Raw genomic sequence first — 25,550 nt, 5'->3', positions numbered from 1 at the left:
AACGCCCTGGAGGTCGAATTTAACGTCTGTGCCGGTTTTTATGAAAAACGTTGAATGTAATTGATATGACATACATGCACTCGATGATTTGCCATACAGACGGCATCAAGGTTACGGCGCCGGTCAAATGGCGTGGCCTCGATGGTATCATGAGTGTGTTTTGGGATGCTGAAGGGCAAAATGGCGCCAGTGCCTATTACCTGTCTCCAGATCCACGTATCGTCATTTTTCTGAATGACGTTTCGTCGCATATTCACATGTCCAACCGCGACCGTTCCGACGTACAGCAATATCGCCCGATGATGCGGGCCATTTACGTGCCGGCCGGCGTACCATTGTGGACGAACTTCACCGGCACGCACCGGTTTTCTCATCTTGATCTGCACTTGCACAAGGATCGGCTGCTGCGGTTTCTGTCGCCATCAATCGGCACATCAGCGGCACTTACAGCTCTGCGCAGCCCGGTCGAGATTCAGGACATTCGCTCGATTGAGCTGTTGGCCGGTCTGGTGATTGATGAACTCTCGTCGCCTTCACGTCATGCGATCTATGCTGAAAGCCTTGTTGGCAGCATTGTTGCCGGCCTTCTCAATATTCCAGACGATGTCAGTGAACCGTCCAACGGGCGGCTGACACAGGCGCAAATGAACAAGCTGATCAACGGTGTAAACGCCCGCAACGACTGCCGACTGACAGTGGCGGAGATGGCCAATATTGTCGGGCTTTCGGAAAGTTGGTTTGCCAATGTTTTCAAACAGACAACGGGCAAGACGCCGCTGCAATGGCAGCTTGGAAAACGGATCGATCTTGCGCAAAAAATGCTGCTGGAGAGCGACTTGAGCGTGGCTGGTGTGGCAGCGCAGCTTGGTTTTTCAGATCAGGCGCATCTGACAAAAGCATTCCGGCAAGTCTCTGGTCAGACGCCCGCCGCGTGGCGGCGCATGCAACAGCTCAGCTGAAATCTCAGCCGACAGGATTTGCCGTTGCCGGCAAAAATGGTAAAAAATGCCATCTGAGACATGCTGTGCGTAAACTATCGCGCATATGGCAATAAGTGCACTTGTCTGTTAGCCTTTGCGGATGAAAAGAGCATCACGCATGGGTGTGACTGTAGCCTATTCACCCACAATCATTCCGGCCTGGGCTTCCGACAAGAAAAATGCCGTGACGGAAGCGGATGCGGCCTTTCTTGCGGGTTCGGCTTTGAACTCGCTGGATGGGTTTATCAAAAAAGATCACCCGTGGACAGGGTGCTGGCGAAGCCGCCTTGCATTGCGCTGTGCCATTTCGGCCAACCAGATGTTAGGCCGTGAGACCGAAGAAGCCGCCTTGCGCGACGCGGTATTGATGGTGCGACCCGGTGACAATGCCGGGCCAGCCGGAAACGTCCTGCTGGCGACCAGAATGCTGAAGACGCGGGTGGATTTTATCAGCAGCAAGACCCTGCAATCCCTGACGGATCTTTTTGCGTTACGTTGGGACAGCACACTTGCTGACCTTCCTGTCCTTATCGACGAGATCATGCAAAAACCGCAGGCCGCACCGATAGCTGTGGCGGAATTGGTGACAAGAATTCATGCCGTTCGCCCCGATGTCGAGGTTTTAGCGTGGTGGCTGGGCGATTGGGTTTTGGCGAAACGTCTTGGCTGGGATTTGCCAGTTCCGTTTCTTCTTGCCCAACGCTACAGCGGTGCATTTCGGACCTCCGCTGGCAAAGGACGTTTGGCCCCGGGAGAGCAGGGATTCAATCGTGCGGTCTCCATGGCGCTTGTTCACGGGACGGAAGATGTGTTGCTGATGGCAAATGAGATTGGCCGCCGCGCAGACCGAACGATAGCCAGTTCTGCCACCATTCGTACAAAGGGCGGAGAGCGGATTATCAGACAGCTTTTGAGCGAAGATGCCCTATCAGCCTCAGCGCCGGGCACGGACCTGTCCCGCTGGGCAAGCAGCAGATTTTTCGAACGGTTGGAGAGCATGGGCGGCGTGAGAGAGCTTTCTGGCCGCTCTACCTTCCGGGTTTACGGGATTTGACGATGGAGATTGACGGCTCCGCCAAAAAAGAACGTCGCGACAGGCGGTCAAGCAGCAAGATTGAAATCCCGCTGGATACCGAACTGGAACATTTGCCGGTCGAGTTCCGGTGGCGAGAGTGGATGATGCGCGTCGAGGCAATCATTTTTGCCGCATCAGAACCGGTTCGCCGTGAAACGCTGGCTCGCGTTGTGGGGAATGGCTGCGACATTGATAAACTGATTGCTGATCTGCGTGCAGAAATGAAACCGAGGCCCTATGACATCGTTTCCGTGGCTGGAGGCTGGCAGTACCGCACCAAACCGGCCTATGCGCATGCAATCAAGGCATCGAAAACACCGACACGTGCGCTGGCACCCGCTATCTCCCATCATGAGGCCATGGTGCTGATTGCAATTGGGTATTTCCAGCCAATCACGCGTGGAGAGCTTTCCAAAATTTTCGGCAAGGAAATTTCGCGCGATACGATTGCCAGTATTCGAGGAGCCGGCTTACTCGATACCGGGCCGCGCAGTCCCATGCCCGGCGCTCCATATACGTATGTGACGACGAAATATTTTCTGTCGGCTTTCGGGTTTGAGACACTGCGTGATTTACCGGATATCGAAGCCCTTGAGGACGCGGGCCTGTTGAATAGGACAGCTGTTGTGATGACTGACTCCGCGATCGAGAATATGCAGCAAGCAGACGAAAAGTAGGTGTGTCCGCTCAGTTTCTGCTTCCAAGGATGTCCGAAACGCCAGGGGTCTTAGCCGATGTTTAGTGGGCAGCCAAAAAGCAATGCTGCTGCAATTGATTGGTTAAGGGAAGCCTCACGCGAACCCAAGCATAGCAGTTTCATTCCGTCGGCTAATCGCCTGCGTCGCCTCAAGTGGATTAGACGTACTTCGTTGCCGTGTCGGGAGGGCGACATCTTTTTCACTTCTTCGTTGTACATCTCACTATTCCTGCAAACTCGTCCGTTGCTGGGAGCACGGTTGTCTCCGCGGTCGACAAGCAATCGCCGCATCTTGGGTTTTCACAGGGCGGGTCTACCTATCTTCAAGACGCAGTCTCAAGGAACTGCGACCGAACCGACGGAATGACCCACGTCCACAGCGGGGACGGTCAACATCTCAGTCAGATTGAGACGCTGATGCAGGTAACCCGGCAATTTGCCTATGCAGCAGCGCCAGCCAATGGATTGATCGCTTGCCTGGGATTGAGCATGCTATGCATAATGACCGCAAGTTTTCGCGCAACAGCAACCGCGGTACGTTTTGAAGCCCCGCCGCTCACGCAGCTTCAGCCCCCAGATCTTAAGACTGCATTCGGTCCTTACAGTGGTTCTTGTTAAGTGGACGGTTGCCACCTCATAGAGTAATCCCCGCAGCCGACCGTCACCGCGTCGCGAAATATGGCCATCGTAATCGATTTTGCCGGACTGTTAGGGCCGCGTCGTAAGCCCGAGGCAGGCACCCACTGGGTGCGAGGTGGCGACGTCATCAGGATATTTGATCGCTGCAATGTACGAGACGGCAGTGATGGCACCAACGCCTGGAATTGTCATCCGAAGCTTCGTAGCCTGGCTCTGGCTTGAAGCTGCGAGTACCGGAAAGAGGGTTGGCCACGACGTAGATAGTGGCAACCGCCCAGAAGGGGCGGGGAAGATCGAAGTTGATTGCCACGAGCTAGGCAAGCATCGCTGCAAGAACGTCTTTAGTGAAAAGATGACCATGCCAGTGGTAAGCACAGGCCGAGTGCTGATGTCTCATCAACCGAATGAGAGGCCTAATCGTCTGTCGCGGTTTTCCTAGTGTCGCACAGACTATAAATTTCCGGAGAAACATAGCTGAAAAATGGAGATGCGATGCACGCCTGAACGTAGGCTTCAACTGGATCATCACACGCAATAATCGGACGAGCAGACCGTGGCTTTGTCATCAAAGCGCGAAGCTTCGAGAAAGCCTTCTCGGCCGCTTTATAATGCCGTTCACCAAAGTCGACCGCAGTCACGTTCGGAAGATCAACGAACAGCTTGGAAATCGCTCCCGCATTCGAAAACTTCTTGCCCGAAGCACCATGCGCGTCTCCAGAAGGGTCGGCCAAACAATAAGAATTTCTTCTTGGCTTATGAGAGTCTGAAACAGTTCCGCCTCAGGCTCGTTCAGCGCCGTTTCCAATTTCACCGACGTATGAATGGCAATCATATTGGTAAGCCGTTTTCGTCATAGAGGTCATCATGACCGGAGCTGGTACCGGCGGGAACCGAGCGCCGACCTTCAGCCATCAGCTCCCATAAGGCACCCGTCGGCGTCAGCGCCGATTTCCTCCGAAGTTCCTGATCGTAGCGTTCAAGCGCAAGTTCGACCAGACGGTTTATTGGCTGTCCGGTGCGGCGCGCCAGCGCATGGGCAAGATCTTTCGCTTTGCCGCTGCGGATGGAAAGCTGTGGTTCGGACATCGCGTTCCTCTTAATTCGTGCGCGAAACATAGGCTTCACATACAAAGGTGGCAATAAGATCGCGGGAGATGGCTAAACACTGATAAGCATTACTAATCAGTAGTATATACACCAACTGTTAACCATACCCACTGACGAATATTAAAATAGCTATAGAGTTCGTTTCACAAATCATTTACCATGATTTCAATGGTTTACGATCTCGCCAAATTGCCCATCCACACGTAAGCGGGGGTAAGCGGGGCTAATCCGGTGGCAATGGCGAGAAAATCTGCAGTTTCGGGGCGCGCGCGCTGGCAGGATCGGCTGCTGAGAGGGCAAGGTGGTCGTCAGAGACGCGCCGCAACCAGGGAGGCGAGCGAGGCAATAGGATGATCTTTGTCGCTGATCCCCAGCCGATCACCCAGATAGTGCCAGAACGACAGGCCGAGCTTCTGGCAGGTCTTCGAAAGGCCCAACATGCTATCGCGCGCCTGCCGTCCGTTTCTGCTGACCGTGCCTCCGGAAATCTTCCGCTTGATGACAAAGCCGCGCAGATCTCTCTCCGACGCATTGGTGTGGAGCGGGATTTCCGGCCGCTCGAGAACCCTGAGCAGCTTCGGTTTGCGACGCCTCAGCCGAAACAGCAATTTGTCGAGATCACCGTAGCCGGTGCGGATCGAGAAAATCCGGTCGAAGCGCGCCTGCAGGCCCTTGGCCATGGCTGGGTCAGGCCTTCGTCGATAGGCTTTGAGAGCCTTGTAAAAGTGCCAGATCAGCTCTCGCAGGGTCTCGACGTGCTTCACCTGGCCGGGTGTAGCCGGCATCAGTTTTTGGAGCAGCCGTTCGGCATGGACCCAACACAGCGCGTGGGTACCAACGCGAAACTGCCCGGCATCGTCGGAGACGATCACCGCGTTTCCAACGAGGCCATGATGGCGAATGGCACCCCATATGCCGGCCTCCGCAAATGGCCGAAGCGTTTCCGTGTCGAAGATGTCGATACCATGTTCGGCGAGATGCTGGAGGAAGGGCACCTGATTGGCAAACCGCAGCGGCTCATGGGTGTTCAACCGGGCAGCAAGGGCAGGGTCAACCTGCCGGTCGTCCAGCAGCGCGAAAGCGGCGTCGTTGAGAACATAGTCCTGATAGTTGCCGCGCAGCAGGGCGAGGAAGTTCAGCCGCGACTTCGAGGGCGCCGTGCGAAAGGCTGTGAAATGCTCGCTGCCGATATGCGTTGTATGAAAATTGCGGTTGGCGTGACGGGCGCCGGTGTCGTCGACCGTCACATAGGACGCAGATACAAGGCCAGCATGCAGCACGGCGGCATCCTCCGCATGAAAGCCATCCAGCCTTTCTGTCAGAAACCGCACCACCTGGCGTTTGGAGATCTCGACACCGATGTCGTTAAGCAACGTCGTCATTCGTTGCGTCGTGACCTGGCCATACGCATGCAGCATCAGACAAAACCGCCACAGATTGGGCCCAAAACCACCTCTTATCCCCGCAGGCAGCGGTGCTGTGATAGTGTCCCCCTCCGGCGTCACCCAGCATTCGCGTCGAAAGCGGACCACTTCCGCCCGCAGGACCAAATCCCGCACCATGCAGTCCTTGTACCCTTTGAAGCGCGATCCGGGCGGCACACTGGCAGGCAGAACCTCGTCACGCGTCACGCGCTTCGTGTCGTTCTTCGGCCCTCGCGGTCGGGGCGCCGGATCCTTGCCGGTGAGCGCCTTGTCACCCGTTGCCTTTTCCATCCCCGACGGTCTGAACGGCGGACGGGGCGGCAGGTTCTTCAGTCGCGCAATCTCGTCGCGCAGGAGCTGGTTGTCGACTTTCAGCCGTGTGTTCTTAATCCTGAGCTGGTCATTCTCGGCACGAAGGTGTTGGTTTTCAGCTTCAAGCTTTTCAATTCGGGCGTCAGCCCGGTCAGCACGCTCCACCAAGCCGGTCACGAGCTCGCGCAGCGCCTTCAGCGACAGCGTGTCAGCATGCTCGACCATGGGCAGGCGGCGCTTCGTCATAAAGGGATTGAATCATGATTCACAGAAAACAGGAATCCCTTATGCCACCGGATTTGCTCCAGGTACTGCTGAAACCGCTCAGCGACGCCACGGCAACGTTTTGTTGTCTCGATGAGCGTGTTGCCCGCTCATCCGTCGGTGCTGGCTGGTGTGAGCGCCAGAATTTTAGCGACGCCTGTGCGTCTCTGTGGATCGACGGTGAGTTGGTGCATCTCGAAGACCTCGTCCTCCATGACGCCACCCGTGATGTCCGCGCGCCCACCCATGAACTGACCATCGCCCGCGACGTTCTGAAAACCCGTCGGCGGATTGTTGCACAACCGACAGCCTGGGCGCTGTCGCCAGACGGCATCAGAAGTTTGCGACAAACGTCACCCGACCAGGCTTGGCCTGCAGCATCGTTGGGTAATGCTAGATCGGTCGTGGTGAAAGAGATCGCGGATGACGATCAGGCTGCGGCAGGGCAGGGGACGTCTGAAGACGGTGACGCAGATCAGCCGCCTGACGAGTTTGCCGAGATTGATGCGCTCTTGGCCCGCACGGAAGCCGCCCTCGAGGACGCGCTGCGGCCCGGCCCGGCGAAAGGCAGTCATGACCGGAATTCTTGGGTCTACGATCTCGACTGGGATGAAGACGCCCGGCTTGAGGAATGGCGCACCGTGCTGCGACAAGCCAAGGTTTTGCCGCCGATGCTGCAGGCGATTGTTGTGCTTGATGCCTGGAACAGTCTGGATGTATTGCAGCATGCGCCGTGGCTTGGTCGTTTGTTGTCGGCCGCGCTTTTGCGGCAGGCAGGCATTACGACGCAAAATCATCTCTCCGCCATAAACACCGGCCTGAAAACCATCCCCGTTGATCGCCGCCGCCATCGCAGCCGCGAAGTCCGCCTGCTGGCAATCGCCGAGGCATTTGTCGCCACAGCTGAGATCGGTTTAAAAGAACATGACCGGCTGGCATTGGCCCGTCAGATGATGGAGCGCAAGCTTTTGGGACGACGCACCTCGTCCAAACTGCCCGAACTGAACGAACTGGTCATGGCAAAGCCGTTAGTGTCGGCCGGCATGATTGCCAAAACTCTCGATGTCACCCCGCAAGCCGCACGGCGCATCGTCTCCGAACTGGGCCTGCGCGAGATGACGGGCAGGGGGAGGTTTCGGGCGTGGGGGATTATATAGCCAGCTACGGTTCGACATCGTCGCACACAGAGCAAATCGAGGAGCACTACCCGAAACGCCTGCCACCCGCGAGACATCACCAACAACTGCTCCGGCCTATGCCTCGAGGAGCTTTTTGCGTTTGACCTCCATGTCGATATCGCTAAGGCGCAATTCGGCCCAACAGAGCGTTTTGGGTTAAGGTGACGACTTGCTGCATCTCCGCAATTACATCCATCGCGGCCAATATATTGGCGATGTCGCCTTGCACCTGCAAGGTGCTGGTCGGTGGCCGGGTCTTTTGCCGATCACCACTATTTTTATAAGGTCTTGCTCGATAGGAATGAAACGGAACTTCGCCCTCCGCAGTCCTGTTGCGGGAGTGTATAGTTGAGATGAGTAGTCGATTTTCATGCCTGAAGTGGGCGTGACGCCAGGTTTCACATCGGGCACCGTGCGTTTGTCTCAAGTGACCTTGGCGCATATCCGCTTCACGATAGTCGCTTTGATCTTAATCCCGCTTCTATGAGTAATCCGAAATAGCTACGTTGATGTAGGTGTATTTTATAAGTACTCACAATGTGCTACATTGACTTGAAATTACTATAGTAATATCAATCATGTTTACTCTATGTGGGGTGTAATCATGAGTCCGATCTCGGTGGCGCTGGTTGATGATCACCCCTTAATGCTTGCTGGATTGACTGAAATCCTCAGGAAACAGCCAGAATTTTCAGTCACAGCAACTGGGTCGAGCGCTGATGATATACTGGATATCGGCCTGAGATTGGCGCCAGACGTCTTTGTCGTCGACCTGATGATGCCGGGAAACATTTTCGAAACAATCGCAAAACTGGTCGAAAAAGTCCGAACGAAAATTCTGGTGTTTACCGCAATGACGGGTAGCGATTACGCTGTGCGGGCACTTAATGCTGGCGCAAGCGGCTACGTTCTCAAAGGAAGCAGTGCACAGGAGCTCCTTCAAGCCATCGCAACCGTCCATAGGGGCGATATGTTCATTACTCCTGCATTTGCCTGCAAGGTCATCGAAGAGCTTAAGTTGGCCTCTCTCAAGAAAATCACCGGGGCCGAAGTAAAGCTGAGCATACGTGAAGGCCAGATCATTAGGATGCTTCTACGAGGTTTCACAAATCGGCAAATTGCGGCCGACCTGCAGATCGGCGAAAAAACCGTCAAAAACTATATGACTATCCTGATGCAGAAGTTGAATGTAAGAAATCGTCTGGAAGTATTACTTGCTGCTCAGAAACTTGAAGGCGGCTCTGATACTGTCATACGTCACTAGATGCCATTCCCCTCCATCGGCACCACGACCTGAAGCTCCGTTCCAGAGCGTGGGCGCTTCCGGATTTCAACTCTACCGCCAAAGGCTTCGACGCGGTTGCGAATACCCTGCAGGCCGAGCGGCCTGCGACGGCCTTGGGCGAGGTTCAATCCAAAACCGGGTCCATCGTCGGCAATGACGACGGTGATGGTCAATGGGTCTGCTGAGGCCGATACCCGCTGGTCGCGTCCACCGCCATGCTGGAAAGCATTGTTGAGCCCTTCCTGTACGACGCGATAAAGACAGATCTTCAGCGGGTGCACGACACGCTCGGGCAGGCCGTCATAGTGCTGTGTGACCTTCGAGCCGGTTGTATATTCGTGTTGATCGACCGCCATGCCTAGAGCCGACTCCAACGTCATGTGTTCGATTTCCGGCATTACCAGTCCGGTTGAAAGCTCTCGTAACTCCGTCAAGACCTGACCTGCAATATGCGAGGGAGTAAGATCGACCTCCGAGACGACGGGCGCGCTGTCAATCGTCGTCGCACATTGGATGGGTGCCTCTGAAAATCCTCCAAGCTTGAGGATCAACAGGCTGAGCAGTTGAACGGGACCATCGTGCAGATCAGCACCGATCCGGTTCAGGATCTGCTCATTGGACTTCGTTGCATCCATTCGCGCCCTGTCGGCTGCCTTACGAAGCTCGGTATTCTGCTCCGCCAAGGTCTGGGCCTGAGCAAGCTGCATCTTCAACGTCGTCCTTTGATGAGCGATGATATTGCTCGCCCGCTGGACGATGAGGTACAACAAGGCCATGATGGCGAGTGTTGTTGCACCTACGATCGCCCATGTCTGACGCTGAACCATATCGCGCTGAACGACGAATTCGTCAGCATCCTCGTAGAGCTCTCCGACTGCGATGATGTCGTGCGTACCGGCACGGTAGATCGGTGCATAGATTTCGATGAGAGATCTATCAGCCTTCTCTCCATCGCCTTCACCGTCGTCGTGGCCGTATTCAAGTTGCGCGACGACTTGACCGGCGAAGGCCCGCTTCAGGTTGGGCGATGGAAACACCCTTCCAATCAGGGACTTGTTGGTGCTGTAGATGACCATGCCATCATTGCGCCAGATCTTGAATCCTTCGACCCGGCGTGCGAGGTCAGTGCCGATTAGCAGATCGTCAAGTTCCTTGCTGCGGGTTTGGGAAACCTGTGGATCTTGTGCAGACCCCTCGACATGGCGGGCAAGGAAACCCTCCATGTAAAGGGCGCCGGACTCGGTCCTGCTTCTCAGCTGATTTTCGGCAATCTGGCCATTGAGCCACTCGCCAAGAATTGCCATCGAACTGCAGATGACCAGCCCGGCAACTATCAAAAATTGCTGTTTCAGATCAAGAGTATGCCAATAATTTAAGAACCCGGTTCTCATGTAGACAGAGCTCTTCTTGAAAGGGACGTAAGTCACATTTGTTTCCGGGCCTAAAGTCCCGGCCTCCTGAAGACCAAAGTCCATGAATGTCAGTGGACCTTTGGAACTATCGCCTAGCCTTGCCTCAAGACATTATCTGATCATCGCAGACAATGCTGAAGATTTTCTATTGGCGTTCGCAATCTCATTTCCAGAACCCCAGTCCAAAAACTGCAGCAAAGTAGACGATGCCTGCGAATGCAGGGTGGGGAAAAGCATCGCCGGAACAATAGTGTTTTCCGGACAATCCGAGGGGAGAGTAAAATGGTCACCTATATTCGGTCGGATCTCGATTTCATCTTGAAACAGATCAAAATCGCGGAAGCGGACGCCGCCTTCCGGCAAGGCACATCGACCGGCGATCCGAACAACGTCGCAAAGCCGTTATTCGGGGTCGGTGGCTCGATCCCGACCTATAATCTCTCCTGGGGGTTGCGCACCGTTGACGGGACCTACAACAACCCGCTGCATCCGGAATGGGGTGCTGCCGATAACGAGTTCCCCGAACCCCTCGGCAACCAATTCAAGACGATCATGGTGCCTGCCGGTCCTGGTGGGGCCTTGGTTCCCGTCACCTATCAGCCCGGCGTCGACAATGACGGGCTTGGCTCCGCAGGTGCTGGTGATGTCTTCGACCCCTATGTCCGTACGGTTTCAAACCTGATCGTCGATCAGACGCTCGGCAATCCCTCAGCGATACTGACTGCGCTGCAGCGTGCGGGCATTGTCCCCGCAGCCCAGCAGATGACGGTAACGGCACAAATTACCGCCGCCTATCAGCCACTCAAGCCACTGTTCAACGACGTGGGGACAGCCGAGCGGCTGAACGCCGAAGCCCAAGCAGCGGCATCTGCGAGCCCCGGTAATCAGGCTTTGCAGGATGCCGCAGCAGCGACCGCGGCCAACCTGGCTACCGCCCGGGCAGCTCTCGATGCCCAGGATGACGCACTGGTCGCGCTGCTGGATGCCAACGGCGTCGAGCTCGATGGCGTCAATGTCGTCATCACCAATGCGGCGCCTGACGAAGGACTGTCGGCACCGTTCAATTCCTGGTTCACCTTGTTCGGCCAGTTCTTCGATCACGGTCTCGACCTCGTCGCCAAGGGTGGCAACGGCACCGTTTTCATCCCGCTGATGCCCGACGATCCCCTTTATGTTGAAGGCAGCGATACCAACTTCATGGTTCTGACACGCGCTACCCTGGCTGGTCCCGGCGCCGACGGAATCATGAACGACGATCCGACAACGGCGGTCAACGAAGCCGCTGATAATACCGATCGTCCGGTCAACACGACCACGTCGTTCGTCGACCAGAACCAGACTTATACCTCCCATCCGTCCCATCAGGTTTTCCTCCGCGCCTATGTACTAAACCCTACTGGCGATCCGGTCTCGACGGGCAAGCTTATCGAAGGCGGCAATGGTGGCATGGCCACCTGGGCTGATCTCAAGGCGCAGGCAGCCGACCTGCTGGGCATCCAGCTTGTCGACGCCAATGTCGGCAACGTCCCGTTGCTCGCCACCGATCCCTATGGCGAATTCATCCGCGGCGCCAATGGCTACCCGCAGATGGTGACAGCAACGGGCCTCGTCGAAGGCGACCCCACGGCCAATGGAGGATTGGGCGTCCTCGTTCCGGCGAATGCCATCTTTACCGGTCATGCATTCCTGGCCGACATCGCGCACAATGCGGTACCGGACGGCCTGGCCGACGGCGATATCGAGATCGGGCTGGAAAACCCCGGCAATGAGCCTGGTGTCTACGACAACGAATTGCTCGATGCGCACTATGTTGCCGGCGATGGCCGTGCCAACGAGAATATTGGTCTGACAGCAGTACACCACGTGTTCCATTCGGAACATAACCGGCTGGTCGAGCATACCCAGGAAGTGGTGTTTGCAGATGCCGTTGCGATGCTGGACGGCGGCGCGTCGCAGGCCGAGGCTGTTGCCTTCCTGAACGAATGGCTCGTTAGCGATGTTACCGAGGTTCCCGCCAACGCGGATAGCCTCGTCTGGGATGGCGAGCGCCTCTTCCAGGCTGCCAAGTTCGGCACCGAGATGCAGTATCAGCACCTGGTGTTTGAAGAGTTCGCCCGCAAGATCCAGCCGAACATCAACGTGTTCCTGGTTCCAGACGGGTTTGACGTCACCATTGATCCGTCGATTGTCGCCGAGTTCGCCCACGTAGTCTATCGCTTCGGCCACTCGATGCTGACGGAGTCGATCGACCGCTTCGATCCAAACTTCAACCCCGACCATATTGGCCTGATCGAGGGTTTTCTCAATCCGCTCCAGTTCGAGAACAATGGCGGGACAGCGACCGTTGATGCGGATATCTCAGCAGGCGCAATCGTTCGCGGCATGACGCGGCAGGCAGGCAACGAGATTGACGAGTTCGTCACCAGTGCGTTGCGCAACAATCTGCTCGGCCTGCCGCTCGATCTTGCGACCATCAACCTGGCGCGTGGCCGTGATACCGGCGTGCCATCACTGAATGCGGCACGAACGCAGTTCTACAACGCCACCAATCAGGATGTTTTGCTCAAGCCCTATGAGAGCTGGGTCGATTTCGCCGGTCATCTGAAGCACGAGGCCTCGATAATCAATTTCGTCGCAGCCTACGGCACACATGCACTGATCGACGGCCAGACTACACTCGAAGGCAAACGTAACGCGGCGCTTACCATTATTACTGGTGTGTCGGTCGGCGGACTTGCAATCCCGGCAGATCGCCTCGACTTCCTGAACGCGACCGGAGCCTATGCCGGCGGAACGCTTGGGGGGCTCAACAATGTAGACCTCTGGATCGGCGGCTTGGCCGAAGCGATCATGCCATTCGGTGGCATGCTTGGCTCGACCTTCAACTTCGTCTTCGAAATGCAGATGGAAAAGCTGCAGAATGGCGACCGCTTCTACTATCTGCAGCGTCTTGACGGTCTGCATCTCTTCGGCGAGATGGAGAACAACTCCTTCGCCGCGATGATAATGCGCAATACCGATGCCACACATCTGCCGTCGGACGTGTTCTCTACCCCCGGCCTCATTCTCGAGGTCAACCAGGCCCGCCAGTTTAACGATCTCGATGGCGACGGCACTCTGGAGAGCACCGATCCGCTCGGCGATGGCATTCTCACGCAGCTTGTCATCCGCAACAATCCGGCAACTGTAGGCCCAGACACCAACTATCTGCGCTATACCGGAGGCGACCATGTGGTAATGGGCGGTACCGAAGCCAACGACATCATAATTGCGGGTATCGGCGACGACACGCTGTTTGGCGATGGCGGCAACGACCGTCTTGAAGGCGGGTTCGGCAACGATATCATCAATGGTGGTGACGGCGACGACATCATAGTAGACAGCGGCGGTGACGACAACATCAAGGCAGGCAAGGGAAATGACGTCGTCCATGCCGGGCCTGGTCTCGACCTTGTAATGGGCAATGACGGCCAGGACTTCATCTTCCTCGGCACGGACATGGGCTCGGAAGTCTTCGCTGGCACCGGCAACGACTTTATCTACGGAAACAAGAACGCCGAACGCATCCTCGGCAACGAGGGTAATGACTGGATCGAAACCGGCACCTTTGACGGCGCCCCTGGCGATAACTTCGACGAAGTTTTCTCACATGACGAAATCGATGGCCACGATGTGTTCCTGGGCGATGGCGGCTTCGACGAGTTCATCGGCGAAGGCGGCGACGAAATCTTCGTCGGCAGCGCCGGTCGCGGCAAGATGGTGGGCATGTCCGGCTTCGACTGGGCAACCTATAAGGACAATCCTAACTTCGTGAACGCCGACTTGTCGATCCCGATCGTCTTCGACGAGGCCCCGACACTGCCTCAGAACGCTGCGCTCGACGAATATGAATCAGTCGAAGGTCTGTCGGGAACGCGGTTCAACGACGTCCTGACCGGTACCAACCTGCTCGCTGCAGATCGGCTTCCCACGCTTCAAGGGGGTACCGAAGGCTATCAGGGTAGCGCCCTCGACGCTGAAGGCATTGCCCTGATCGCTGGCCTGCAGGAAGTCCTCGGAGCCGGGGTCACTGAATATAGCGCTGGCGACATCATTCTCGGCGGCGACGGCAGCGATGTCATCACCGGCCAGGCCGGCGACGACATCATCGACGGCGACAAGTGGCTCGACGTGCAGATCGGTGTCTTTGCAGCAGGCGACACGGAGCACACCGGTCAGCCGATCGCGCTGCACAACAGCATGACGACGCTCGCGGCCGCCATGTTCAACGGCGCGATCAACCCCGGCCAACTGTCAATCGTTCGGACGATCCGAAACAGCAATGATCAGCCGGACAGCGACAACATTGCCGATGTCGACAGAGCTGTATTCTCCGGTGCCAGGGCCGAATATGACATCACCTTCAATCCCAACGGCACCGTGACAGTGGCCCATACCGGTGGCCTGGCCACTGACGGTACGGACACAGTCCGCAACGTCGAGATCCTGGATTTCACCGATCAGGACATTTCGCTTTTGGCGCCGACGCTCGACCTGCATGGGCCGACGGCGTCTACAGCCACGGCGACAGTGGCCCAGGCCTACCGGGACACGTTTACCGCCAACGCTTATAATAACAATAACGGCGTTTCGGCCTGGGGAGGCGCCTGGACCGAGACCGGCGACAATGCGAGCGCGGCAGGGGGTGACGTGAATGTCGGCGGCGGCAGGCTGCAATTTGTTGCAGGTGTAGATGGTGGCGAGGCTCTGGCCCGCTCGGTAAACCTTACAGGTGTCACCAGAGCCACCCTGTCGTTCGACTGGCAAGCCGTTGGCCTCGACGCTGGCGAAACGGTGTCAATCCAGGTGCGTAATACAACAAATCCCAACGGTGCATGGACGAACCTACAGACGATTGGCGGCAACGCGACCGATACCTTCTCGTTGGCCCTTCCCGCAGGCATGATTGGAGCGAATACGCAGATCCGCTTCCTGACAGCAGGCACTTTCGAAGGCGGCGAGAACTTCTTCGTCGATAATGTCAACATACGCACGGAGATCGATACGGTGACGCCTGTTCTGGGGGCGCCTGGCAACAATTACGAGACGAATTATGCTGAAAACGGCGCGCCCGTCGCAGTAGCGCTGGGCGCTATGATCACCGATGACGGCACAAGCATCGCTTCGGCCCGTGTCGTCCTCACCAATGCCAGCGCAGGCGATGTCCTGTCGGTGCTTGGTATCCTCCCGGGCGGCATCACATCGTCGGCCGACAATACTGTCGCGGGGCGGATCACCCTGACGCTGACGGGCAATGCCTCGCTGGCCGCCTATCAAACGGCGATCCAGCAGGTGCGGTACGCCAACAGTTCTGAAAACCCTCTAGCAGGTGATCGTGCACTGCAAGTCACCGTCAATGACGGTCTGCTCGACAGCCCGGTTTCGACGACGACAATCCATGTCACCGCTACCAACGATGCGCCGGTCGCCAATAACGACACTGTCATCACCAACGTGGCCCAGAATACCAGCTTCACGATCTCGCATGCGGCTCTGCTCGCCAACGATGCCGACCCGGAAGGTTCACCGGTCACCATCACAGCTGTGGGTGGCGCCAACGGCCTGGCAACGGGTCCGACATCGGGAGCAGGCATCATTACCCTTTCCGACAATGGAACGGCCGGAGGCTCCTTCACCTATACAGGCAGCGACGGAACCCTGACCGACCCTGCAACGGTTAACATCACCCGCGTCGAGACCGCCAACATTGCCGGCACCGGCGGCAACGACATCATCATTGGAAACGGCACGGTCAATACGATCACTGGTGGCGGCGGCAACGACAACATCAATGCCGGCGATGGCAACGACACGATCAGCGGCGGTACCGGCGACGACATCATTCTCGCTGGCACCGGCAATGACACCATCACTTGGAATGCAGCGGGCACGACAGATGGTTTCGACATGGTCAATGGCGAGGTCGGTGGCATAGACACGTTCATCGTAAACGGGGTGGCCGGAACAGCCGAAATATTCCGCATCTATGAAAAGTCAGCAGCCATCGCGGCCGGCATTGCGGTGTCTGGAGCCCTCACAGAGATCGTCATTACCCGCACCGTCGGACTGACGACCACCATCATCGCCGAGCTCGACAATATCGAGGAGATCCGCGTCAATACGCTCAATACGACCGCTAACAACAACAACAATCCGAATACACCGGACGGTGGGCTGAATAACGGTGATACGATCCAGGTCATCGGCAATTTCAATGCGCCATTCACCAGCCTGAATTTCAATACGATCACCATCGACGGCAATGCCGGTGACGATACGGTTGACATCTCGGCCCTGACCTCTGCGCATCGCATCGTGTTCCGCTCGAATGGCGGCAACGACACGATCGTCGGCACCTTGCGGCCGCAGGACGTCATTGAACTGCCCGCCGGCGCAACTGCCGACGATTATGTGGTCACGACCGATGCGAACGGCGTGACGACAATGACAAGCAGCCAGCACAGCATTCATTTCACGAGTGAGGGAGGCCTGCCGCAGTTCAGCGACACCGCCACTGGTGAAGACGATACGCCAGCTGCCGACCCGTCAGCCGGCGCTCCTGTCGCCGGTACGGCCAACGCTGATGTGCTCGTCGGCACGGCAAGCGGAGAAATGATCGTCGCATTCGCCGGCAACGATGTGGCGACCGGCGGTGCCGGCAACGACATTATGCGTGGCGATGACGGCGACGACCTTCTCAGTGGGGAGGCGGGCAACGACATGGTCTTCGGCGGTGCCGGCAACGACGACCTGCTGGGCGGCGCTGGCAACGACATGCTCTACGGCGATGCGGGATCCGACCGCGTCTTCGGTGACGCCGGTGACGACATGATCCAGACCGGTCTCGGCAACGACACAGCCCATGGTGGCAGCGGCAACGATATGTTCATCGCCGAAGCCAGCGATGGCGATGACGTCTACTACGGTGATGCCGGAAACGACACGCTCGACATGGCGGCGATAACTGCAAACCTGACTGTCGATCTCGGAAGCGGCTTCATGGGCAGAGGCAATGCATCAAGCAGCCAATCGGGCAACGATACGCTGTGGAGCATCGAGAATGTCGTCACGGGTTCCGGAAACGACACGATCACGGCCAATGCCTCAGTTAACATCATCGACGGCGGAGCTGGGAACGACAAGTTCCTGTTCAACTCCGAAAAGGATGCAGATGGCGATACCATCCTCGGCTTCCAGCCAGGAGACAAGATCGACGTGAGCGGCACGGACGCCAACAATGGTGTCTCCGGGAATCAGGCGTTCACGCTGGTGGCCGGTTCCACACTCAGTGGTTCGGCGCAACTGATCGTCACGCACGAGACGCGTGACGATGGTGATTATACCGTCGTCCAGGGAAGCGTCGACGGCGACAGCAGCGCCGAACTACGCCTCAGCATCAAGGGGAACCACAACCTCACCACTACGGACTTCAACCTGTAAAGCGCGAAATGCGGCGTGCCGGCCTCTCCGGCACGCCGCATAGTCCAATATCAGCAAGAAGTGGTGAATGACATGCGTCCTAAAACTCCGTTGACCGGCACGAAGCGCAGACAGATCGAGAAACTCACCCACGGACTGAGAGGAATTTTCGTATTCCTCTTCATCACGTCGGGTGTGATCAACGTTCTCGCGCTGACCGGTTCCTTCTACATGCTGCAGATCTATGATCGCGCGCTGACCAGCGGCAGCGTTCCGACCCTGCTTGGCTTATCGGCACTGGCGATCGGCCTCTACCTCTTCCAGGGATTTTTTGACATCATCCGATCGCAAATTCTGGTGCGCATGGGGGCGAGGCTCGACAGCCGGATCGCGCCCATGGCGCATCAGGTCGCAATCGACATGCCTCGCTTCGGATTTTCGACAGCCGAGGCTCTCGAGCGCGGACGCGATGTCGATACGGTGCGATCCTTTCTCGGGAGCCAGGGGCCGGTCGCCCTGTTCGACCTGCCCTGGGTGCCTCTCTACCTGGTCTTTGTCTATATTCTGCACCCCTATCTGGGCGCTCTCACCTTCGCCGGAGCTTTCATCCTGTCGATACTGACGATCGTCACAGAGCTCATGACCCGCCGCCTCGCGAGTGCCACCCACAAGTCGGGGATAGAACGCAACGCGATTGCCGATTCCAATGCTCGCAACGCCGACATCCTGAAGGCAATGGGTTTTGCAGGGCGCGCGGTCGATCGTTTCAATCGCGCCAATCAAGACCATCTTGAGCTGCAGACACGTACGAACGACATCAGCGGTACGTTCGGAGCGATATCCCGTGTGCTTCGCATGATCCTGCAATCGGCCGTGCTCGGCCTTGGCGCTTGGTTGACGATCCAGGGAGAGCTTTCGGCAGGCGCAATCATTGCAGCATCGGTTGCCTCGGCACGTGCCCTTGCGCCTGTCGATCTCGCCATTGGAAACTGGAAGGGCTTCGTCGCAGCGCGCACGGCCTTCAACAGACTGAAGGAGACTGTGATTGCATTGTCCGGCACCGCTCCGCCAATGACATTGCCGGCACCCGCTTACTCGCTGAAGGTTGAAAAGATAACTGTTGCTGCTCCCGGATCCGGACGGGTTCTTTTGAGCGAAGTCAGTTTCGAGATCGCCGCAGGACAGGCGCTCGGTATCATCGGCCCAAGCGGCGGCGGCAAGACGACGCTCGCACGCGCCTTGACCGGCGTCTGGCCGACCCTGCGCGGCAGTGTCAGGCTTGATGATGCCGAACTTACGCAATGGTGTGATGCGGATCTCGGGCAGCATGTCGGATATCTGCCACAGGATGTGGCGCTCCTGGATGCGACGATCGAAGAAAACATCTCGCGCCTCGAGCCTCAGGTCGATCCCCGCGCGATCGTCGAAGCCGCCCAGACGACGGGCATTCATGAACTGGTCGTACGTATGCCCGATGGTTACCGTACGGCGCTCGGGCCTCAAGGCATTTCGCTTTCGGCCGGACAACGGCAGCGCATCGGTCTTGCGAGAGCGCTCTATCGCAATCCCTTCATCGTCGTCATGGATGAGCCCAATTCGAACCTAGATGGCGAGGGCGAAATGGCGCTCACCCAGACGATCAAAGCGGTTCGCGCCCGCGGCGGCATCGCGATCGTCATCGCTCACCGGCCGAGTGCGCTTGCGGCCGTTGACATGGTTGCCGTTATCCAGAATGGAAAGATGGTGGCGTTCGGACCCAAGGACGACATCCTCAGACCATCGGTAGCGGACACTAGCAGCAAACCTGCGGCCGCAACACAGGTCGGCTCGCGTATCATAGCGAGGATGTCGGAATGATCGAGGTAAAGGGAACAAAAACCGCAAAGGAAAGTGATGATCCGCACGATCGCTATGTCTTCAGGAATGAGGACAAGCTCTCCAAAGTGCCGATGTTCATGACACTCTTTCTGACGGGATTTGCAGTCTATCTGAAGAGTGCACTTTCGCACCAGCAAGAGGGTTTGCCCCTAGAAGAGACGGAACCTAAGCCACCCACGGATCCTGCAGAAAAGCTGCCGTCGATCGATCCCGTCACCAGCGGCACCGTAATGCAAACAGAGGCCGAAGAGGGAGAGAAGGCGCAACCCGCAAAGAAGAGTGGTATTCACCTCTCCAACTACAAGAACGCAATAAGTCATCCTCTGGAGGATTCTCCGCCGATCGAATTCAACAGGCTCAACCTGCCCAGTCTGGCATTCCTGAAAACATCGGGTGGAGTTTCGGTGTCCTTCCACGCCTCAAACGATAATGCTTGGACGGTTTCAAAGCCAATATCGCCCGCCCGCTTCCACATGTCAGATGACAATGCCTGGACAGGCCCGAGTCGAACTTCGGCTCCTGACCCAGGTGACTTCAAGCCTCCATCAGCGCCGGTCCCGGAAAAGGCGCCTAACCGTGCACCGCGTGCCGGCAGTTCGGTCACACTCGCCGACGTTTCCGGTTGCGCCATCGCCCTGATCGGTCTTACCGATCTCTTGCGCGGCTCGGTGGATCCCGATGGCGACGTGATGTCGGTCAAGAATATTACTGTTTCTTCCGGCAAGCTTGTACAGACGGCCGGCGGATGGACATATCAAGCCGAGGGGTTTGGCCCCGTAACCATCAATTATCAGATCTCCGATGGCATGGCCTCCGTCGGCCAGACTGCCAGTTTCTCTGTCGTCAAGGCTGCGCCTGTTGTAGGCACAAATGGCGACGACCTATTGGTTGGCACCAGTTGCGGCGATGATATCGACGGCCTGTCCGGCAATGACAATATCGACGCGAGAGATGGCAGCGATACCGTCAATGGCGGCGATGGAAATGATAACATCGTCGCCGGCAACGGCAACGACACGGTCTTTGCGGGTAGCGGCAATGATATCGTTCTCGGCGGCCTGGGCGACGACCACATTTTTGGAGGCACTGGCAACGATCGCCTTTACGGCGAAGACGGCCGCGACAGCCTCTTCGGTGAAGCTGGCGACGATCTGCTGAGCGGCGGCGGCGATAGCGACATCCTCCATGGCGGTGACGGCGATGACGCCCTGAACGGCGACGCCGGCAATGACGTTCTGGAAGGCGAAGCTGGTGATGACAGCCTCTTTGGCGGCGACGGCGCCGACATTCTTCTTGGACAAACAGGCGCCGACAACCTCAATGGCGGTATGGGTAACGACTTTCTGAGCGGCGGCGACGAACGGGACGTCGTCAAGGGAGACGATGGCAACGACACGGTTGCCGGTGATGCCGACCGCTTCGACGACGCCTATGACGGTGGAACGGGGACAGATACCCTCGACTATTCAGGGCTTGCCGAGGCGGTAGAAATCAATCTGGCTGCTGCCAGCGCCTCCGGCATCGAGATCGGCACCGATAAGATCTTGAATTTCGAAATCGTTCGCGCCGGTGCGAGCGACGATTCGGTGACCGGCAGTGCAGAGGCCGAGGAAATGCATGGCAACGCCGGCGATGATTATCTTCGCGGCGGTGACGGTACGGATATTGTGAATGCCGGTGATGGTAATGACGTCGTTGCCGGAGACCTCGATTGCGTGGCTGACAGCTATGACGGTGGAAGCGGCATAGACACGCTGGATTATTCCGCCGCTGTCATGTCCATTGTCGTGGATCTCAATGCTGCTAATGCAACTGGTCCGGAGATTGGAACCGACGCAATCAGCAATTTCGAAATCATCAAGACCGGCGACGGTGACGATATCCTGCGCGACGGAGATGCCGCCGAATGCCTCTCGGCCGGCGATGGCGATGACATCATCGTCGCGGCGGCGGATGCGTCGGATGATGATTTCCAGGGAGGTGATGGTGTCGATACGATTGACTATTCGAAGGCCGCCCATGCCGTACTCATCGACTTGAACACGGGCACGGCCACGGGCTTCGATGTGGGGCATGATGCCATCGATGGTTTTGAAAAGGTCCTTGGCGGAGCCGGTAACGACGTCATCCGTGCCGGTCAGGTGGCCGCTGTCGTCGAAGGCGGCGCGGGCGAGGACACGTTCGAGTTCAGCGTCCCTGCCGGCGAGAGCAGCGCTGCCGTGGTCCATCAGATCCTGGATTTCATGGTTGGGGACCGCATCGACGTGTCCAAATACAAGATCTTCGAAGATGTTATGGACGGACTGCAGGATCACTTCGAGGAGGTCTACGGCGACAAAGCCGATGCTGATCCATTGCCGATCCGCGTTCGCCATGAGGGAACGGACGAGATGAGCCGTACCTTCATCGAAGTTGATATGGACAAGGATGAATATTACGAAATGACGATCAATCTGACAGGGCACCATCTCCTCGTGATCGTAGAGAATACCTGATGGCTGGGGGAGAAAAGGCGTGCTTCAAAAACAACCGGACACTAAGTTTGGGCAATCGTCCGAGACGAACAACATGTTTCCTGTCGGAACGCGTGTTCTTGCCGGCGTTGCGCTTGGCTTCCTGCTCTTCGCAGGAGCCGGCGGATGGGCAGCGACGACACAGTTGCGCGGCGCAATCATTGCGTCCGGCGTCATCAAGGTCGATCGCAACCTGAAGTCTATCCAGCATCGCGATGGCGGCATCGTCAGCGAGATCGCCGTCAAGGAAGGTGACATTGTCACCAAGGGGCAGATCATGCTGCGCCTTGATGATGCGCAGACGCGCGCCGAACTCTCGATCGTCAAAACGCAACTCGTCGAGCTGGCGGGACGTCAGGCGAGACTGATTGCCGAGCGGGAAAATCAGGATGAAATCACCTTTGAGCCCAATTTCTCCACCGAGTTTGCGCTCATCTCATCCGGTGAGCGCCGCCTTTTTGATGGAAACCGCCGCAACAGGCAAAACCAGAAACAACAGCTCCAGTATGGCATATCTCAGCTCGAAGAAGAGCTGAAAGGCCTCATCGCACAGTATGATGCAAAGGACGACGAATTGGACCTCGTGCGAACCGAGCATCACAAGATTAAGGGCCTCGCGGACAAGAAGCTCATCGATACCTCGCGCAAATATATTATTGACCGCGAACTGGCGAAACTGACGGGCGAGAGCGGAGAGATTCACGCTAATATCGCCCGGTCGAGAGCACGGATGAGCGAGATCCAGGTTCAGATTATCGCCATCGATGAGGCCGCCCGCACCGAGGCTCAGCGCGAGCTCAGTGTCGTCGAACCGAAACTATCAGAATTGCGCGAGCGGCGCATAGCTGTCGAGGATCGGCTGGCGCGAACCGATATCCGGGCACCACTATCGGGAACTGTGAACGAGCTTTTCGTACACACAATCGGCGGAGTCATTACGCCTGCGGAGAAACTGGTGACGCTTGTGCCTGCTGACGCTGCACTGAAGATAGAAGCCAGACTGTCTCCCACCGACATCGACCAGGTCTCCATCGGTCAGGAAGCAAGGATGCGATTTTCCGCCTTCAACCAGCGCGCGACGCCGGAGCTTGACGGCAATATCGCTTACATCTCCGCTGCCACCAGCACCGATCCTGCGACGGGCCAGATATTCTATCTCGCCGACGTTGCCGTCCCCGCCACCGAGATCGCCAAACTTGGCGTCAACAGACTTCTTCCCGGCATGCCGGTCGAGGTCTTCGTTTCCACGGAAGAGCGAACTGCCATATCGTTCCTGGCCAAACCGCTCACGGATCAATTCAACCGGGCATTCCGCGAGGAATAATTCCGTCCGAGCTAAGGTGGTGAACTCGGAGTCAGAACAAGAGCAGTGCAATATCGTACGCTAAGGGCGAACGGACTGAGAACTTATGCTATCCCCGGCGACTATCGGTGATTGCAATACCTCTTGGAGGGCGCATAGTGGCAGTAGCGGACAACTTTGACGCATTGACGACCGAGAGACCCGACGAGGAAGCATCGAGTACCTAGAAGGCGAAGGATCACATAATTGAACGTGCTGGTAGTCATTTCGACCCGGCATGCGTTTCCGCTTTTGAACGAGTGTTTCCGACGATTCAGAAAATCAAGGCAGCCTATGAGGAAACGACTTCCCCCTTGGAACAAAGTGCCTAGTGCTCGCAAAGCTGCCTGTAATAAATAATAGCTGTTTGAGAAACGTCGGCGGGTTGAGATCTGATCCTCAATGATCACGGTTAACAGTCTACAGATTGAAAACCGGTGGTCGGAGGTTCGAATTGGTTCAAGAGCATAGTTTGCAATGGCTGCTTTCAGAGTGCGAACATGTAAGCTCTTAGTCGGACTGCAATTTCGGCTATTCGCTGCGAAGGAAGGTCGAATTGACCCATCCTTCCTGACCGGTTTCATTGACGCGAATACGAGCCCAGCCTGCCTGTTCTTCGAGTGACGTAACCAGCAGATCGGTCGCCAGTGTTTGCAGCAGCGGAAACTTCGGGCCAGGTCCGCTGCGCATGTTCAGGTTGGTTGTCGTTCTCGCGGGTTTCGAACCGGGCACGTTTTCGTTGGATGCATCCGACGGAACTGCTGCGACATTTGGCGACGGTTTGATTTGTCTGGTGACCAACGGTTGGATGGGGGAGGAGCTGGTGTCGACGGGGTCATCTTCAGTTGGGGCGACATTCAGACTTCGCGTTGAGGCTTCGCGAACAGCGATATCGAAAGCTGCTTTTAGGTCGCCGTCGATATTGCGGTAAACTCGTTGCGGTGTGGTGGTTGATGCTGGGTTCGGTTTTTCAGCCGACAGTTCTTGTCGGGCGGCGGACGATGTAGAACTGAGTTGCCCATTATCGGATGCCAAGCCTCCGGGTTGCGAGTTCGACGATGTTGAACCCGGCCTGCTTGTTCCGGAGGCGGAAGGGGCATACGTCTCACGGGTTACTTTCGGTTTCGCTGACATGTTAGCCAGAACGATCGCACCGACAGTCATGCCCACAATGATGCAGGAGTTTTGATAGGGGACTGACATCGTTCGTTACCCCATATCCAATTCGACTTGCTTGACCCGACGATATGCCTCCGTCATCAGTGCGAGTGGCGCGTTCCTGATGGCATTGGCTGCGTCGGCAAGTCGATGCAGTTCTTCGGGCGCTTTTGCCAGGTCACGTTCGATTTCGACACGTTGCCTTTCGATTTCAGCTTTTATTGCCTGAATGATTTTTGGGTCTGACGGCATAGAAGGGTCAAAAACAAAGGCCTTTGCGACGGTCCTCGCCCAGACATCCATCTCGCCAACGAGTGACGGACCAAAACCAGAGATACCAGTCATCGATTTGTTTTGGACGTCGAATGCGGTTTTCACACCATGAGAAGCAAGCGTCGTCTTGCGACCTGGTCCAACCCCCGCAATTTTAGCCCGATCAATCTGGTGGGCTTTCATGTGATTGATGAACTGAAGCTGACGCTTTTTCTGCTCGAGTTCATTGAGTTTCTGTCGCTCTTTTGCTGGCAGACCCGAATGGGTGTGTGCAAGCGACAGGTAATGCTGTTTTTTGCGTTCGAACGCATCAGGTCCAGCCTGCTCAAGCCACGCACTTCTTTGATCGCGCCATGTGCGATGTGCCTGCTCATACTCTGTTCTAAATCGTGGTTTCAGGCTCAGTGAGCAAGCCGTCATAATTGAAGACCCGATAATGAGCGCGGAACCCCAGAAACCGTTGATATCGAGCGCGAGATAGGCGCCAATAGCCACTGCAATTACACCAGCCCAGAGAGTCACTGTTTTCTCAGAACGGGCGGCGTTTCCAGCTGC

General features: G+C 56.9%; 15 protein-coding genes and 1 pseudogene. 10 read left to right on the top strand and 6 right to left on the bottom strand.

Features of this window, described 5'->3' with window-relative positions:
• Positions 1-65 precede the first annotated feature (65 nt).
• The 3 genes from PYL13_RS18315 (at position 66) to scpB (ending at position 2,732) form a co-directional block, all read left to right on the top strand.
• Entirely contained in the window at positions 66-959 is an 894-nt protein-coding gene (locus PYL13_RS18315) for a helix-turn-helix domain-containing protein (RefSeq protein WP_250984601.1), read from the top strand.
• A 139-nt stretch (positions 960-1,098) separates the two neighbouring features.
• Entirely contained in the window at positions 1,099-2,034 is a 936-nt protein-coding gene (locus tag PYL13_RS18310; RefSeq protein WP_246787984.1) for a DUF1403 family protein, read from the top strand.
• Between the two features lie 2 nt (positions 2,035-2,036).
• Entirely contained in the window at positions 2,037-2,732 is a 696-nt protein-coding gene (gene scpB, locus PYL13_RS18305; protein WP_275643163.1) for an SMC-Scp complex subunit ScpB, read from the top strand.
• 460 nt (positions 2,733-3,192) lie between these two features.
• Here the strand turns inward: scpB and PYL13_RS18300 are convergent.
• The 3 genes and pseudogenes from PYL13_RS18300 to PYL13_RS18290 all read right to left on the bottom strand — a co-directional run.
• Positions 3,193-3,625 (bottom strand): annotated as a pseudogene (locus PYL13_RS18300) (transposase); the annotation flags it as partial.
• Between the two features lie 594 nt (positions 3,626-4,219).
• On the bottom strand, positions 4,220-4,477 hold the full coding sequence (locus tag PYL13_RS18295; protein WP_275643162.1) for a type II toxin-antitoxin system VapB family antitoxin: 258 nt from the start codon (positions 4,475-4,477) through the stop codon (positions 4,220-4,222).
• A 329-nt stretch (positions 4,478-4,806) separates the two neighbouring features.
• Positions 4,807-6,480, bottom strand: coding sequence for an IS66 family transposase (locus PYL13_RS18290; RefSeq protein WP_275643161.1), 1,674 nt, complete (start codon positions 6,478-6,480; stop codon positions 4,807-4,809).
• 14 nt (positions 6,481-6,494) lie between these two features.
• Between PYL13_RS18290 and PYL13_RS18285 the strand changes: the two genes are divergently transcribed.
• Complete coding sequence (locus PYL13_RS18285) at positions 6,495-7,655, top strand: RHE_PE00001 family protein (RefSeq protein WP_275643160.1); 1,161 nt, start codon at positions 6,495-6,497, stop codon at positions 7,653-7,655.
• Between the two features lie 625 nt (positions 7,656-8,280).
• Positions 8,281-8,940, top strand: a complete 660-nt coding sequence (locus PYL13_RS18280) for a response regulator (RefSeq protein ID WP_250985636.1) — start codon at positions 8,281-8,283, stop codon at positions 8,938-8,940.
• Here the strand turns inward: PYL13_RS18280 and PYL13_RS18275 are convergent.
• Complete coding sequence (locus PYL13_RS18275) at positions 8,937-10,265, bottom strand: sensor histidine kinase (RefSeq protein ID WP_275643159.1); 1,329 nt, start codon at positions 10,263-10,265, stop codon at positions 8,937-8,939. The genes PYL13_RS18280 and PYL13_RS18275 overlap by 4 nt on opposite strands.
• Positions 10,266-10,655: 390 nt before the next feature.
• Here PYL13_RS18275 and PYL13_RS18270 point away from each other — a divergent pair, with 390 nt between their 5' ends.
• The 5 genes from PYL13_RS18270 to PYL13_RS26985 all read left to right on the top strand — a co-directional run bounded on the left by PYL13_RS18270 (position 10,656) and on the right by PYL13_RS26985 (position 23,752).
• The gene (locus tag PYL13_RS18270; protein WP_275643158.1) at positions 10,656-17,852 is read left to right on the top strand and encodes a peroxidase family protein; all 7,197 of its coding nucleotides are present in this window, start codon (positions 10,656-10,658) and stop codon (positions 17,850-17,852) included.
• 72 nt (positions 17,853-17,924) lie between these two features.
• A complete protein-coding gene (locus tag PYL13_RS18265; RefSeq protein ID WP_250985639.1) occupies positions 17,925-19,688 on the top strand; it encodes a type I secretion system permease/ATPase in 1,764 nt (587 codons plus the stop codon).
• Positions 19,685-22,204, top strand: coding sequence for a cadherin-like domain-containing protein (locus PYL13_RS18260; RefSeq protein WP_275643157.1), 2,520 nt, complete (start codon positions 19,685-19,687; stop codon positions 22,202-22,204). The genes PYL13_RS18265 and PYL13_RS18260 overlap by 4 nt, the downstream gene beginning before the upstream one ends.
• 73 nt (positions 22,205-22,277) lie before the next feature.
• The gene (locus PYL13_RS18255) at positions 22,278-23,546 is read left to right on the top strand and encodes an HlyD family type I secretion periplasmic adaptor subunit (RefSeq protein WP_275643156.1); all 1,269 of its coding nucleotides are present in this window, start codon (positions 22,278-22,280) and stop codon (positions 23,544-23,546) included.
• A 50-nt stretch (positions 23,547-23,596) separates the two neighbouring features.
• Positions 23,597-23,752 (top strand): HD domain-containing phosphohydrolase, encoded by a 156-nt coding sequence (locus PYL13_RS26985; protein ID WP_368077700.1) that lies wholly within the window; start codon positions 23,597-23,599, stop codon positions 23,750-23,752.
• A 343-nt stretch (positions 23,753-24,095) separates the two neighbouring features.
• Here PYL13_RS26985 and PYL13_RS18250 read toward each other — a convergent pair whose 3' ends face one another.
• Together PYL13_RS18250 and PYL13_RS18245 are read right to left on the bottom strand one after the other, a co-directional pair.
• The gene (locus PYL13_RS18250) at positions 24,096-24,599 is read right to left on the bottom strand and encodes an SH3 domain-containing protein (RefSeq protein WP_275643155.1); all 504 of its coding nucleotides are present in this window, start codon (positions 24,597-24,599) and stop codon (positions 24,096-24,098) included.
• 174 nt (positions 24,600-24,773) lie between these two features.
• Positions 24,774-25,517, bottom strand: coding sequence for a hypothetical protein (locus PYL13_RS18245; RefSeq protein ID WP_275643154.1), 744 nt, complete (start codon positions 25,515-25,517; stop codon positions 24,774-24,776).
• Positions 25,518-25,550 lie beyond the last annotated feature (33 nt).

The organism is Agrobacterium sp. Azo12 (assembly GCF_029193765.2).
Classification (GTDB): domain Bacteria; phylum Pseudomonadota; class Alphaproteobacteria; order Rhizobiales; family Rhizobiaceae; genus Agrobacterium.
The sequence above is the reverse complement of the archived record's forward strand: the minus strand, read 5'-3'. Positions and strand labels throughout refer to the sequence as shown.

Bases quoted from the DNA above. Each gene is read 5' to 3' on its own strand.
- scpB (WP_275643163.1), top strand. From the start codon at position 2,037: ATGGAGATTGACGGCTCCGCCAAAAAAGAACGTCGCGACAGGCGGTCA.
- PYL13_RS18295 (WP_275643162.1), bottom strand. From the start codon at position 4,477: ATGTCCGAACCACAGCTTTCCATCCGCAGCGGCAAAGCGAAAGATCTT.
- PYL13_RS18280 (WP_250985636.1), top strand. From the start codon at position 8,281: ATGAGTCCGATCTCGGTGGCGCTGGTTGATGATCACCCCTTAATGCTT.
- PYL13_RS18290 (WP_275643161.1), bottom strand. From the start codon at position 6,480: ATGACGAAGCGCCGCCTGCCCATGGTCGAGCATGCTGACACGCTGTCG.
- PYL13_RS18255 (WP_275643156.1), top strand. From the start codon at position 22,278: ATGTTTCCTGTCGGAACGCGTGTTCTTGCCGGCGTTGCGCTTGGCTTC.
- PYL13_RS18270 (WP_275643158.1), top strand. From the start codon at position 10,656: ATGGTCACCTATATTCGGTCGGATCTCGATTTCATCTTGAAACAGATC.
- PYL13_RS18265 (WP_250985639.1), top strand. From the start codon at position 17,925: ATGCGTCCTAAAACTCCGTTGACCGGCACGAAGCGCAGACAGATCGAG.
- PYL13_RS18260 (WP_275643157.1), top strand. From the start codon at position 19,685: ATGATCGAGGTAAAGGGAACAAAAACCGCAAAGGAAAGTGATGATCCG.
- PYL13_RS18315 (WP_250984601.1), top strand. From the start codon at position 66: ATGACATACATGCACTCGATGATTTGCCATACAGACGGCATCAAGGTT.
- PYL13_RS18310 (WP_246787984.1), top strand. From the start codon at position 1,099: ATGGGTGTGACTGTAGCCTATTCACCCACAATCATTCCGGCCTGGGCT.
- PYL13_RS18285 (WP_275643160.1), top strand. From the start codon at position 6,495: ATGATTCACAGAAAACAGGAATCCCTTATGCCACCGGATTTGCTCCAG.
- PYL13_RS18275 (WP_275643159.1), bottom strand. From the start codon at position 10,265: ATGGCAATTCTTGGCGAGTGGCTCAATGGCCAGATTGCCGAAAATCAG.